Annotated in this window: 11 protein-coding genes; 6 read left to right on the top strand and 5 right to left on the bottom strand. The window is 74.2% G+C overall.

The window, feature by feature from the left end; genetic code table 11:
• Positions 1-30: 30 nt before the first annotated feature.
• The gene (locus ACFYSC_RS09730) at positions 31-975 is read right to left on the bottom strand and encodes a GNAT family N-acetyltransferase (RefSeq protein ID WP_389959110.1); all 945 of its coding nucleotides are present in this window, start codon (positions 973-975) and stop codon (positions 31-33) included.
• 424 nt (positions 976-1,399) lie between these two features.
• Between ACFYSC_RS09730 and ACFYSC_RS09725 the strand changes: the two genes are divergently transcribed.
• The 5 genes from ACFYSC_RS09725 to ACFYSC_RS09705 all read left to right on the top strand — a co-directional run bounded on the left by ACFYSC_RS09725 (position 1,400) and on the right by ACFYSC_RS09705 (position 8,058).
• Positions 1,400-3,064 carry a protein kinase gene (locus tag ACFYSC_RS09725; RefSeq protein ID WP_389959108.1) on the top strand — a complete coding sequence of 555 codons (1,665 nt, stop codon included), beginning with the start codon at positions 1,400-1,402 and terminating at the stop codon, positions 3,062-3,064.
• A complete protein-coding gene (locus ACFYSC_RS09720; protein WP_389959105.1) occupies positions 3,061-4,692 on the top strand; it encodes a hypothetical protein in 1,632 nt (543 codons plus the stop codon). The genes ACFYSC_RS09725 and ACFYSC_RS09720 overlap by 4 nt, the downstream gene beginning before the upstream one ends.
• Complete coding sequence (locus ACFYSC_RS09715) at positions 4,685-6,184, top strand: protein kinase (protein ID WP_389959102.1); 1,500 nt, start codon at positions 4,685-4,687, stop codon at positions 6,182-6,184. The genes ACFYSC_RS09720 and ACFYSC_RS09715 overlap by 8 nt, the downstream gene beginning before the upstream one ends.
• A 123-nt stretch (positions 6,185-6,307) precedes the next feature.
• A complete protein-coding gene (locus ACFYSC_RS09710; RefSeq protein WP_389959099.1) occupies positions 6,308-7,633 on the top strand; it encodes a serine/threonine-protein kinase in 1,326 nt (441 codons plus the stop codon).
• A gap of 230 nt (positions 7,634-7,863) precedes the next feature.
• Positions 7,864-8,058 (top strand): hypothetical protein, encoded by a 195-nt coding sequence (locus ACFYSC_RS09705; protein WP_389959096.1) that lies wholly within the window; start codon positions 7,864-7,866, stop codon positions 8,056-8,058.
• A 149-nt stretch (positions 8,059-8,207) separates the two neighbouring features.
• Here ACFYSC_RS09705 and ACFYSC_RS09700 read toward each other — a convergent pair whose 3' ends face one another.
• Both ACFYSC_RS09700 and ACFYSC_RS09695 read right to left on the bottom strand, forming a co-directional pair.
• The gene (locus ACFYSC_RS09700) at positions 8,208-8,534 is read right to left on the bottom strand and encodes a DUF3817 domain-containing protein (protein WP_362943041.1); all 327 of its coding nucleotides are present in this window, start codon (positions 8,532-8,534) and stop codon (positions 8,208-8,210) included.
• Between the two features lie 43 nt (positions 8,535-8,577).
• Positions 8,578-9,333: an SURF1 family protein gene (locus tag ACFYSC_RS09695; RefSeq protein WP_389959093.1), complete on the bottom strand. Its 756-nt coding sequence runs from the start codon at positions 9,331-9,333 to the stop codon at positions 8,578-8,580.
• Positions 9,334-9,465: 132 nt separating this feature from the next.
• On the opposite strand from ACFYSC_RS09695, the gene ACFYSC_RS09690 reads away from it, so the two are divergent.
• Positions 9,466-9,633 carry a hypothetical protein gene (locus ACFYSC_RS09690; RefSeq protein ID WP_362943047.1) on the top strand — a complete coding sequence of 56 codons (168 nt, stop codon included), beginning with the start codon at positions 9,466-9,468 and terminating at the stop codon, positions 9,631-9,633.
• Between the two features lie 231 nt (positions 9,634-9,864).
• On the opposite strand, the gene ACFYSC_RS09685 is transcribed toward ACFYSC_RS09690, so the two are convergent.
• The gene (locus ACFYSC_RS09685) at positions 9,865-11,676 is read right to left on the bottom strand and encodes a gamma-glutamyltransferase family protein (protein ID WP_389959090.1); all 1,812 of its coding nucleotides are present in this window, start codon (positions 11,674-11,676) and stop codon (positions 9,865-9,867) included.
• Positions 11,673-13,019 carry an RNA-guided endonuclease IscB gene (gene iscB / locus ACFYSC_RS09680; protein ID WP_389959087.1) on the bottom strand — a complete coding sequence of 449 codons (1,347 nt, stop codon included), beginning with the start codon at positions 13,017-13,019 and terminating at the stop codon, positions 11,673-11,675. Before iscB ends, ACFYSC_RS09685 begins: the two co-directional genes overlap by 4 nt.
• Between the last annotated feature and the right edge of the window lie 350 nt (positions 13,020-13,369).

Below are 13,369 nucleotides of genomic sequence, written 5' to 3'. Positions count from 1 at the left end.
GGCGCCTCCCGCGGCGGGAGGGGCCGGCGGTCAGATCATGATCAGCCGGCGGCCGACGACCTGGTAGCCGATCCGGGCGAACGACGCCGCCATGGGTGCGTTGCCCACGTCGGTGCTGTCCCTGACCTGGGGCTCGCCCTCGGCGGTGAAGATGTGCAGCGTCTCGGCGACCAGGTCGTCGATGTAACGGCGGCCCCGGTACGCGGGGTCCACGCCGATGTAGCCGATCGTGGCGGTGGTGGCGTTGCGGGTGGGCATCGTGATGCCCACCACGTCGCCCGCGGCGTCGTGCGCCAGCCGCCAGCGGTGCCGGCCGCCGGGGAAGTCCGCGATGTCCTTCAGGGTGTCCTCCGCGGTCCTCCTCGGCCCGTGTTCGGCGAGACGGCTGCGGTCCCAGGCGTCGAGGCTGCCCTCGGCGATCTTGGTCAGGATGTCGATGACGGCCTCGTCGTCGTCGGCCGGGGTGAAGGTGAGCCGGGTGGAGCGGGGCGGCAGGCCGTACTCGGGGATCCAGCGCAGGTTGAGCCGCTCCACGGAGTGACGCAGCCCGGCCCGTTCGGCCGCCTCGACCCGGTCGGCGACGTCGGCCACGGCGTCGGGGCGGTCGTTCCAGTCGGCGGGCAGGAACAGGTGGAAGTCGGGGCGGTCCCCGGCGGGCGAGGAGTAGTCCGGCGTGACGAGCGCGGCGTAGGCGGCGCGCAGCAGGGCCGCGCCCGTCTCGACGCGGTCGGGGCCGGTACCGGGGTCGAACCAGTCGAGGCTGAACGGGTGCCCGGCGCCGGGCGGGCCCCAGAAGGCGGCGCGGGCCACCACCTGGTCGCCGCGCAGCGCGACCCAGAGCCAGTCGGGCCGGCCGTAGCCCAGCTCCTCGAAGGGGGCGTGGCGGGCGCCGACACCGGAGGCGGGCGGCGGGCCGTAGGCGTGGAAGAGGTGGAGGTCGTCCGCGGTGAGCGGACGGAAGGTCAGGTCAGACACGTTTTCTCCGAAAAAGCGGTGCGCTTCCCCGGGTCTCAGGCGTTCTGTAGCCCGAGGCGGGAGCGCGTGACGATGGCGGACATCACTCCTCACCTCCTGTCCTGTCTCACGTCACCGGCCGGACCTCGGCCGGTGAGGCCGCAAGAGTAGCGGGAGGGTCGCCGGGCCCTCAACCGGTTATCCGGCCGGCGGGCGGAGGCCGCCCGGTCGCGGCCGGTGAGCGGACGGCCGTTTCGTCGCCGTCGGCGGCCGGAAGGCCGGGTCATCCGCTCCGCCGGCCCCGATGACCCGCCGAGATCGACGACCGGGACCTCCGGCCGCCCGTTCCGTTCACCGGTATTTCGGTGATGCGAAAGGTGCTGGTTCATTGGTCCATATCGCGCTAAGTGGCTATGTTTCTGTGCTCGATGGGACAGTGAACGGGGTGAACGGGATCGACACTCGACTGTTAGCGGACCGCTACCGGCTGCTCAACCCGCTCGCCGAGGGCGGGATGGGCACCGTCTGGCTTGCCGCCGACGAGCTGCTCGGCCGTGACGTGGCCGTCAAGGAGGTACGGCTGCCGCCCGACCTCGACCCCGCCCGGCGGCAGGAGCTGTGCGACGCGGCGCTGCGCGAGGCCAACCTGGCGGCCCGGATCAAGCATCCGTCCATCGTCACCGTCCACGACGTGATCGTCGAGCAGGACCGGCCGTGGCTCGTCATGGAACTGCTGTCCGGCGCGTCGCTGGAGCAGACGGTCCGCGACGGCCGGCCGCTGCCGGTGCGCCAGGCCGCCCGGATCGGCGTGAGCGTCGCCGGCGCGCTGGTCGCCGCGCACGCCGCCGGGGTGGTCCACCGGGACGTCAAGCCCGGCAACGTCTTCCTCACCAGGACCGGCCGGGCCGTGCTGACCGACTTCGGCATCGCCGTCGTCGAGGACGAGGCCACCGCGGCGCAGACCGGCCGGCTGGTCGGCTCGCCCAACTACATCGCCCCCGAACGGCTGCGCGGCGAGCGGGGCGGGCCCGCCTCGGACCTGTGGTCCCTGGGCGCCACGCTCTACTTCGCCGTCGAGGGCGTTCCGCCGCACCCGGCGGACACCCCCGTCTCGGCGATCAGCCGGGTACTGACCGAGCCTCCCCGGCCGCCGGAGCGGGCCGGCGCCCTGGGCCCGCTGCTGCTCGGCATGCTCGCCTCCCTGCCCGAGGACCGGCCGCTCTTCGAGGAGGTCGTCCAGGCCCTGCGCGAGCTCGCCGCGGGCCGCCCGGCCGCCGTGCCCTCCGCGCCCTCCACGCCGTTCCCCGCCCCCTTCCCGGCTCCGGAACGGGAGGCCGGTCCACGGCACGGAAGGGGAGCGGGACCCGCGCCGTCCTCCGTCCCCGCCGCGCGCCGGGCGGACCGTCCCGGCCCCCGCGTCGCGCTGTGGGCGTCCGCCGAGATCGCGGCGGTCGCGGCGGTCATCGGGGCGACCATGGGCGTGGTCCACGTCACCGGCGCCTCAGCCGCCCCGGCGAAACCGGCCCGGCTGAGCGAGAAGCCGGGCGCCTTCGCCGTACCCGTGGACATGTGCAAGCTGGTCACCGCGGCCGACGTCAGGAAACTCCTGCCGGCGTCGGACGCCAAGGGGTCGGACGCCAAGGGGTCGGACGCCAAGGGAGAGCCGCTCAACACCGGCGGCTGCGCGTGGGCGGTCCCCGGAGCCGGCCTGCGGATCGATCCCCTCAGCGACGGGATGGACAAGCCGTGGGGCAAGAGCCCCCGGCGGGCCCACGAGATACTGGTGAACCAGCGCAACGGCACCGTGCCGACCGGTTCGATCCTCTGGAGCTGGTCGGAGATCAAGGCCGCCGGCCGATCCACCCGCACCACCGGCGCGCTGCCGGTGAAGCCGGTCGGGGAGGAGGCGTTCGGCTACGACTACTACGAGAACCGGAAGACCGGCCGCCTGGAGCAGAGCCACGTGGTCTTCCGCGTCGACAACCTGGTGCTGGACGTCGGTTACACGGTGGTGGACGGCAGCAAGGACGCCCCGGCGATCCAGGCCGGCGCCCACACCGCCGCCACCTGGATCGCGAACGCGCTGAACAAGCAGAAGGCGAACGGATGAACGACCCAGACGTCACCCGGCCCCAGGGCAGGCGCGGCCGCAGGCACGCCACCCCCGAGACGGAGCCCGCCGGGGCGGCGCTGCCCGCCGTGCTGGAGCAGTCCCCGGGCGAGCAGATCTCACTGGAGCACGCGGTCGGGCGGGGCGGGCCGATGGCGCCGCGCCAGGCCGCGGCGGTCGGCCTGGCCGTACTGGACCAGATCGTCGCCATGCACGCCCGGGGGACGCTCCACGGCGACGTGCGGCCGGGATCGGTGCTGCTCGGCCCGAACGACCGGGTCACGCTCCTCGGGCCGACCTTCCGGTCGCCGACCTTCACCGCCCCCGAGGGGGTGACGGGCCCGGCCGCCGACCTGTGGTCGCTCGGCGCGACCGTCTACACCGCCGTCGAGGGCCGTCCGCCGGCCCCCGGCGGGTCGCTGGACAACGCCGGCCCGCTCGGGCCGATCCTGACCCACCTGCTGTCCGGGGACCCCGGCCGGCGGCCCGACCCGGGGACGCTGCGCAACGTCCTGCTGGAGATCTCCCTGACCGGCACGGCTCCGGCGGTGCCGTTCCAGCCTCCCGCCCCGGACCAGGCTCCCCCGACGCCCCCCGGTACGGCGCGGCGGGACGCCCGGACGTCCCCGGCGGGCCCGCCGCTCGCGCTTCCCGCGGGCTCCGGGACGACGACGCCGGACCGGGAGCACGCGGGCCCGGGTCACGCGGTCCCGGGCTCGGGTCACATGGTCCCGGGTCCGGGGCACGCCGCCCCGGACCCGGGGCCGCCGGACGACGACCCCGCGGCCAACCCCGAGGCGACCGCGCCGCGCCCGGCCGTCGTCGTCGGTCCGGGACCGGCGGCGTCCTCACTCCAGGCCGGTCCCGGCGCGCCCGCCCCGCACGAGGCGGCGCCCGGCTCAGGCTCCGCCTCCCGCTCCCGGCGCCAGGAGGGCCCGACCGGCCCGACCGAGCACGCCCGGGGCAGATCCGGGTTGCTGGTTCCCATGCCGATCGTGGCGCTGACCGGCGCCCTGGTCGTCGGCATGGCGGCCGTCATCGGCTACCTGCTCGCCTCGGCGCCCGGCGACCCCACTGCGGCCGAGCCGGTCGCGTCCGCCTCCGCCGGACCCGGGGGCCGGTTCGCCGCCGCGCCCCGCACCTGCAGCATGCTCGACGAGAAGCAGGCCGGGGAGCTGGTGCCGGGCTTCCGCAGCTCGGAGGTCGAACCCGGCGTCTGCGACTGGCTCAACCAGCAGGACTGGCGCAAGCCGAGCACGCAGAAGTACGACCTGCACGTGCGGCTGGTGGCCATGAAGCAGAGCGACTCCGGCATCCAGCGGGCGAAGGAGTACATCGCGGGCAAGAAGAAGGACTTCGTCACCGACGCCCAGTTCGCCACCCCGAAGCCCGCCCCGCCGGGCGACCTGAAGGGCATCGGCGAGGAGGCGTTCACCACCGGCAAGTACAGCAAGATCAATCTGTACGGGGGGTCGTACAAGGTGAGCGTGGTCTTCCGGGTCAGCAACCTGATCGGGGAGGTCGAGTACGAGCAGGGCGGCGTCGACAAGGACGCCGAGGGCAGGCTCGCGGCGGGGGCGCAGAAGGCCGCCCGCTGGATCGTCGAGTCCCTCAAGGCCAATGGCTGACCCGGCCCTTCCCGTCCTCGCGGGCCGATACCGGGCGATCGACCGGCTCGGCGCGGGCGGGATGGGCGTGGTCTGGCGCGCCCGGGACGAGATGCTGCACCGCGAGGTGGCGATCAAGGAGGTCAAGCTCGGCCCCGGCCTGCCGGAGGCGCAGCGCGCCGAGATGCGCGAGCGCACCCTGCGCGAGGCCAGGGCCGCCGCCCGGCTGGGTCACCCGTCCATCGTGACCGTGCACGACGTCATCTCCCAGGACGGCCGGCCGTGGATCGTGATGGACCTCGTCCGGGGCCGCTCCCTGCAGCAGGTGATCCGCTCCTCCGGGCCGATCGACCCGCGGCGGGCCGCGGCCATCGGGGCGGCCGTGCTGGACGGGCTGGCCCTCGCGCACAGCCGGGGCATCATGCACCGCGACGTGAAGCCGGCCAACATCATGCTGGCCGACGACGGCGGGGTGCTGCTCACCGACTTCGGCATCGCCACGCTGGAGGGCGACGTCCAGCTCACCTCCCCCGACGCGCTGGTCGGCTCCCCCGGGTACATCGCCCCGGAACGGCTGCGAGGCACCGGCGACGGCCCCGCGGCCGACCTGTGGTCGCTGGGCGCGACCCTCTACACCGCCGTCGAGGGGCGCGGGCCGTTCCACCGGGGGGCCTCCGCCGCCACCCTCGGCGCGGTCCTCACCGAGGAGACCCCGGTCCCCGCGCGTGCGGGCGAGCTGACGCCTGTGCTGCTCGCCGTACTGGACAAGGACCCCCGGCGGCGGCCCGGGGAGGCCGTCCTGCGCGAGGCCCTGCAACGGGTGGCCCGGGGACTGCCCGCCGGACCGCTCCTCCCCGAGGACCAGACCGCGCCGGCGGGTACGGCGAAGCGGGGCCGCACCGGCCTCCTCGTGGGGGCGGGGCTGGCCGCGGTGGCCGCCGTCGTGGCCGGGACGGTGGTGCTGACCTCCTCGGACGGCTCCGCGAAGCCCGTCCCCGCCGGGCCCGACCCGCGCGCCGGACGGTTCACCGCCGCCCCCGACCCCTGCTCCCTGCTGACCGCCCGGCAGGTCCGGGCGGTGGGCCCGACCGGTAAGCCGTCCCCGTTGGACGCCATGAGCGGCCACGGCCCCTCGTGCTCCTGGGACAGCGGATCGGGCACCCCGCAGATCCGCGTCACCGTCACCCACTACGCGTCCGTGCCGGGGAAGACTGCGCCGGAGACGGCGAAGGCGTTCTTCGCCGCCGACCGCACCAGGACCGCCGCCGACGCCGGTACGGGCCTCTTCGGCGAGGTCGGCCCGCTGCGCGACGCGGGCCGGATCGGCGCGGAGGCGTTCGCCTTCGACCTGACCAGCGGCGATCGCGTCTACTCCGAGGTCCACTTCCGGGTCAGCAACGTGCTGGTCGAGGTGAACGTGTCGCGGAAGGGCAAACAGGCCGGCGCCGCGCTGCGCGGGAACGCGCTCACCGCCGCGCGTCAGATCGCCGAGGAGCTGAACAGCCGTGACTGAGCAGACCCGCGCCCCGGAGGGACCACGCCGCACGCGGCCCGCGCGCCGGCCGGGCCGTACGGCGGGCCGCCGCGCCGGGGTGTCCGGGACCGGCGGGAACCGGGCGCGATCGGAGCGGGTGGCGTGAGCGCGCCCAGCAACCTGCTGGCCGGACGCTACCGTCTGCTGGAGCGCCGCGACCGCACCGGGACCGCCTGGCGCGCCCGCGACGAGGTGCTCCACCGCGACGTCACCGTCTCGGAGGTACGGCTCCCGCCGCCGGGCCCGCACCGGGACCGGCTCCTCGGCCAGGTACGGGCCGCCGCCGGCCTGCGCCACCCCGGCGTCGTCGCCCTGCACGACGTGATCTCCGCCCCGGACCGGGTGTGGCTGGTGCTGGAGTCGGTCGACGGCCGTTCGCTGCTGCAGACCGTGCGCGCCGAGGGGCCGCTCGCCCCCGAGCGGGCGGCCGAGGTGGGCCTGCGGGTGCTGGACGCGCTGACCGCCGCCCACGGCCGGGGCGTCCGTCTCGCCGCCACCCCCGACACCGTGCTGCTCGGCGCGGACGGCCGGGTCGTGCTGACCGGCGTCGCCGGTCCCGCGCCCGCCGACGACCTGCGGGACCTGGGCGCCACCCTGTTCACCGCCCTGGAGGGCCGGGCTCCGGCCACGGGATCCCTCCCTCCGGTGGTGAACGGCATGCCCCTGGCCGACCCCGACCCCACCACCGGGACGGTGACGTCCGGCCCGCTCGCGCCGCTGGTGGAGGGGCTGCTGGCGGCCGACCCGGCGCACCGCCCCGATGCCACCTCGGTCCGCCTCACCCTGGAGCGGGTCGCCCCCGCCCCTCCCTCGTCCCGGCGCAGGCACCTCGTCACGGCGGCGGTGGCGGCCGCCGCGCTCCTGGCCGGCGCCGCGTTCTGGCTCTGGCCCCGCCCCGCCGGCCCCGCCGCCCCACCGCCGGTCACGCTGCCCGCCTCCTTCGCCGCCGCCCCCGACCCCTGCTCGCTGATCTCCGCGGAGCAGGCGGCCGAGCTGTCGCTGGCCGCCGAGCCGCAGCCCGACGGGAAGACCGGATGCGGCTGGGGCACCGAGGACCGCGAGCTGCCACGGAACCTCCAGTACAGGCTCGCCGTCGAGGTCCTGCGCTACCCGACGGGCGAGAAGGCCCACGCGGGCTACGCGCGCTTCATGGCCGCCGAGGCGAAGAAGGACAGGACCCCGGCGGGCTCCCCGCTGCGGACGGCCAGGCCCGTCACGGCGCAACCCGGCATCGCGGCGGAGGCGTACACCTTCGCCACCACCAACGAGATCACCTACAACAGCGGCGTGGTCCTTCGCGCGGCCAACCTCGTGGTCGCGGTCCAGTACCAGCGCGGCGGAGGCGGCGAGGACCCCGGCGACCACACCCGCTCGGGAGCGATGCGGGCGACCCGGTGGGTTCTCTCGGCCCTGTCCCGGGCGAGCTGAGCCGTACCCGGGGATCCGCGTCGCGAAGACCGGGCCGGCGGGAGGCCGGTCGCGGAGACCGGGCCGGCGGGGTTCGGGATCGGCGGAGACTCCGGGGCGGTACGGCGCGGCGATCACGGGCGCACGAGATATATCTCGCCGGAACCCGGGGGACGGGCCCGCTCGTTGGACGGGCGACGCAGAATGAACTAAAGGCGGGGCGCCGGCTCCGCGTTCGGAGGATGTTGAGGATGTCGCCCGTCCAGAAGTACGCCGTCGGGGCCGCCGCGGTGATCGTGCTCGCCCTGATCCTGCCCCTGCCGAGCATCGTCACCTGGTTGATCGTCCTGGGCGTCATCGCCGCCCCGGTGGTCGGTTACCTCATGCTCGACCCGTCCCAGCGCGCGCGGCTCAAGCGCGCCCGCAGGCGCGGCATCGGCCGCTGACGCCTCCGGACCGCCGAGCCCCCGGGAAGACCTGAGACCGCCGAAGACGACGACCCGCAGGCCCGCGCCCCCGCCGGGGGCGCGGGCCTGCGCGCTTCCGTACGGCGCACGCCCCGGCCCGGACGCCGTGGAGCGCCCGCGCCGAAGGCTCAGGCGGCCGTGGGGGCCGCGGCGGCGAGTTCGGCCTCCACGCGGTGGGTGACCCGCCGCTCGAACACGAACGACAGGAACGGGACCGTGCCCGCGAGCATCACGCCCAGGACGTACGGCCACGACCAGCGGGCCTTCATCCCGAGGTTCATCGTGGCGACGAGGTAGAGCATGTAGAGGAAGCCGTGGATCGGCGAGACGACCTTCGACGGCCCCTCGATGTCGAACCCGTACCGCAGCACGATGCACGTGCACAGGACGAGCAGCATGGTCCCGACGATGTAGGCCAGGACACGAAAGGGCTTGAGGGCGGATTCCACGGTCATCTACCTCGGTCTGTGAGTTGTCGGCACTGCAACGATATGCGGATCAGGCGGCGGCCGGTTCGGCGCCGGAGTCCCGGCCGCCGGAACGGCCGCGGACCATGTCGCGCAGGAAATGCCACCACATGAAGACGGCGAACAGCCCGAAGATCCACCACTGGGCGGCGTAGGCGAGGTTGCGCCAGGTGAGCCCGCCGGGCTCGGTCGGCGGGGGCACGCTCACCGGCTTGACCGCGACCGCCGGGGCGGGCGACTGGGTCTCGGCGGACACGAACCCGTCGCGCAGCCCGGCGCCCGGCCACAGGTTGATCAGCTCTGGCGACGAAACGGTCAGCACCTGCCCCGCCGGAAGCGCCCGCGCCCTGCGCGGCACGCTGTCGGTCGGTTCCGAGGGCTGCAACCGCCCGGTCACGGTCACCGTCCCCTCCGGCACCGCGGCGACGGCCGGGTCGTCGGCCCGGGGCACCCATCCGCGTACGACGGGGATCGCGGTGCCGTCCCCGAGATCGAGCGGGACGAGCAGCCACAGGCCGCCGTCGCGTTCGGCCACCAGGAGCTGCCTGGACCGCTCGAACGTTCCCTGCGCCGTCACCCGGCGGCTGACCGCGTCGCTCGTCAGGTGGCTTCCCTGCTTGGCGAGGGTCTGCACGGCCACCGGGGCTGGGTCGCGCGCCGCGCGGGGCTTCCCCGAGTCCTCGAAGACGCCGAGCTGCCATCGGCCGAGCAGCGCGCACACGACGAGGGCCCCGACCGCGAGCAGGTGGAGCACCAGCGCGCGGGGCGAGAACAGGATGCGGAGCATGACACCACGCTATCCGCCCGGATCGGCGGTCCCGTCTCCAGCAGGGAGGGAGTGCGGGGAGAGCGGCCGGGCTCTTCGCGAAAATGGCATGAGTGGTGGTGGAAGAACCCGCTATATCGCTAAAGTCGTCCCATGTCTGATCCGCAGATTGACCCGGCCGGCAGCACCCAGCAGTTCCGCGCGTTCGCCCAGGGGGCGGAGCCGGAGGCGGCCCCTCAGAAGAAGTCGCCGGTCGTGCCGATCGCGATAGCGGTCGTGGTGCTGGCCGTCATCGCCGTGGTCGCGTACCTGATGATCTGAGACGCCCTGATCGCGGGCCCGCGGCCCGCGACTCGGACGAGGCACGCGGACGAAGCAGCGCCGGTGGGGTTCCCCCGGCGCTTTTGCCTGTGCATGGACGACCGCGTCCCCCATCGACGGCCGGAGCGTCCCCGCCACGCGGAGCCGCTCCCGTCCCGTGTGTCCCGTCGGAACCCACGGGACACACGAGACAGGACCCGGACGCCCCGCGTGCCGGGGCGCCGGTGGCCCCTAGCGGCGTTCGCTCAGCACCAGGGCGCTGCCGCCGCCCCGCCGTACGGGTTCGGCGACCGCCTGGAGCCTGCCGCCGGGCAGGAACTCCACGGCCGTGGCCGCGCCGATCTCGGGGGTCGGCGCGAAGGCGTGCCCCTTGGCCGTCAGCTCGGCGCCGTAGCGCTCGATGAACGCGGGCTCGGCCTGGGTCTGGGCGGTGTTGCGCTGGCTGGCGCGCGGCGCGGCCAGCGCCTCGGGCATCGTCATGCCGAGTTCCCAGCGGTTGACGAGGATCTGCAGGACGGTGGTGATGATCGTCGCGCCGCCCGGTGAGCCCACGGCGAGCAGCGGCCTGCCGTCCTTCAGGACGATGGTCGGCGCCATCGACGAGCGCGGGCGCTTGCCGGGCCCGGGGAGGTTGGGGTCGCCGGGCGCGGGGCCGAAGGTGAAGTCGGTCAGCTCGTTGTTGAGCAGGAAGCCCCGGCCCGGGACGACGATGCCGTTGCCCCCGGTGGACTCGATGGTGATGTTGTAGGCGACCACGCCGCCCCACCTGTCGGTGATGACCATGTGGGTCGTCTCCGGCCCCTGTGGGGCCTCCTCGGCCGTCTCACCGGCCGGGGCGGCGGGGGCGCACGGCTCGTAGGAGCCGTCGGGGCTGCCCGCGGGGGCGGGGTGGGGCATCGCACGGTCGCCGATCAGGCAGGCGCGCTCCTTGGCGAAGCCGTCCGACAGCAGCTGCTCCAGCGGCACGCCAGGGACGTCGCCGACGTACTTGTTGCGGTCGGCGAAGGCGAGCCGGGACGCCTCCAGATACTCGTGCAGGCCCACGTCCGGCAGGGCCTCCAGGATGTTGAGCGCCTCGCCCACCGTCGAGCCGCCCGAGGACGGCGGCGCCATGCCGTACACGTCCATGCCCCGGTAGGAGACCTTCGTGGGCGGCCGTTCGAGCGCCCGGTAGGCCGCGAGGTCGGACGTCTCCATCAGGCCGGGCCGTACGTTCCGGGTGGATCCGGGGGTGACGGGGGGCTTCTTCACCGTGGCCACGATCTCCGCGCCGAGCCGCCCGCGGTACAGCCAGTCGCCGCCCTCCCGGCCGAGGGTGCGGTAGGTGGCGGCCAGCTCGGGGTTGCGGAAGGTGGAGCCGACCCGCGGCGGCGCGCCGCCCGGGAGGTACAGCCGGGCGGTGGAGGTGAAGTCCGCGAAGCGGGCGGCGTTGGCGGCCACCTGGTCGTGGAAGGTCTGGTCGACGGTGAAGCCCCGGGAGGCGACCTCGGCCGCGGGCTGGAGCGCCTGCCTCAGCGAGATGGTGCCGAAGCGGCGCAGGGCCAGCTCCCACTGCGCCACGCTGCCCGGCACCCCGGCCGACAGCCCGCTGGTGACGGCGTCGTCGAACGGGATGCCCTCCAGGGAGGAGGCGGTCATCGCCTTCGGCGCCGTCTCCCGGCCGTCGATCGTGTGGACCTTTCCGCGCCGGGCGTCGTAGTAGACGATGAACCCGCCCCCGGCCAGACCCGCCGAGAACGGTTCGGTCACCCCCAGCGTGGCGGCGGCCGCGACCGCCGCGTCCACGGCGTTGCCCCCGCGGCGCAACACGCCCAGCGCGGCCCGGCTGGCGTCCAGGTCGACGGTCGCGACCGCTCCGCCGTATCCCTCGGCGACGGCTTTCTTCTCCACCCCGTGGCCGGACGCCGCCGGATGGCCGGGGGACATCGGGTGTCCGGGTGACATCGGGCGACCCGCCGGTGCGGCGAGTGCGGGCTGGGTGAAGAGTACGGATCCTCCGGCCAGGACCACCGCCAGAGGCAGGGCGAGACGGCGATCGATCATCGAATTCCTCCAGCGTGGAAACCCCCGCCTTCAGGTGGGGGAGGAAACGCGGTACGGTACCGCGCTTCTGGTTGGGTCGTGTAGCCGTAACCGTCCGCGCGTTGGAGTACGCGCATATGGCGGTGGCCGATGCCCTGCACGGTGCCGTGCCGGGTGGTGATGTTGAAACTGCCGGTGGAACGGACCGCGACCCGGCCGGTGTGCACTCCGGCCTTCTCGCCTGTCGGGACGTTTGCCCGGACCGGGTCCCCGGTCCGGAAGCCCCGAACGGTTTTGGTACGAGGTAGCCGCAGTCTCGGAAAGCCGTGGCGGTCGGCGCGGGTACGGGCGTAGGTGCCGCGCCCGGTCGCCTTGGCCACCAAGGTCGTCGACGGCCGGCCGGTCACGGTCTCCAGGTGGCCGATGTGCACGGCGTCCAGGGTGTGCGGCTTCGGCGCGCCGGTCCGAAAGCGGTTCCACTTGGTGCGCCCGCCCGAGGCCGACGCGACCGGCAGACCGGTCGCCTCCAGCGCCCGCCGGGTGGCGTTGACGGCGGCGGCGTCACGCAACGGCGCCTTCGCCAGCTTGAGGACCTTCGCCAGGAGTGTGGGCTTGCCCCGAAGGAATCCTTCGATCGGAGTGGCGCTCTTGGCCTGGTTGCACGGGACGCACGCCACGGTGAGGTTGCTGATCCGGTCGGAGCCGCCACGAGAACGCGGGTGGATGTGGTCGATGTTCAAGGGCACGTCCTGCGTGCCGCAGTAGGCGCACACCCGGCCCCACTTGGCCAGCAGGTACTCGCGGACCTCGCACCCGACCAGAGTGCCCCGCTGGTATCGCGCCCCTTCGAGCGGCCTCCCGGCCGACATGGCGTGGGTGTCGAAGCAGACCCGTTCCACATGGACGGTACGGACGGGTGCCCAGCGCCTCAGCCGCGCCACCCAGGACATGGTGGTGTCCACGCGGTGCTTCAGGGACGGCGCGAGCCACCCCTTGGGTTTGGTGCGATTGTTGAATCGGGGTGCGCGGTAGCGCAGGTTGCGCGACCGGCGACCCCGGCGCAGTGCGGCCCGCGCACTGAGCTTGTCGCGGATCTGCCCGCCTCGGTGGTCGAGCTGGATCGCATATCTCCCAGTTCGACTTCCGTCGCGGTCAGTGAACACGGCGATGCCGGTGTGCTTGGAGCCGGGGTCGATGCCGACCGCGACGCCCTGGACGGTGGAATCGGCGGCCACGCGGTCACGCAACCGGATGACGAACGGGGTGTGGCGCACCATCACCGCCCGCCCGGACGCCAGTAGGCGACGAGCGCGGGCGGGGTGGCACGGGTCGAGCGGGTGGCCGTGGGCGTCGAGGACGAACACGGCCGGGTGAACCTCACGGTTCGCTCCCTCAGGCGCCGAAGCGCCCTCGGGGTGACGCCGAAACAGACCGGTGCCGTCCGCTTCGATCTCCCCTCGCCCATGTTCCACGCCGGCGCCCGGCGAGGCCGGGAGTCCGCAAGCCGTTTCGTCCCCACCCTCGGGGTTGTCCGCTCTCACGGATTCCAGAGCGGCAGGCTGAGGAAGCACCTGCCGGTGGGTCTGCTCACCCACGTGAAACGTAGTCAATCGAATGCACCTCCTTCAGATGATCGACTCGTGCTGGTCAACGCGGGGCTTCAAAGCGCATCACTGCACCTCAAGCCCCCTCCTTCAGGAGGGGGTCGTTGACC

This window comes from Streptosporangium sp. NPDC004379, from assembly GCF_042873875.1.
Lineage (GTDB): Bacteria > Actinomycetota > Actinomycetes > Streptosporangiales > Streptosporangiaceae > Streptosporangium.
This window is presented reverse-complemented; position numbering and strand designations above follow the sequence as displayed.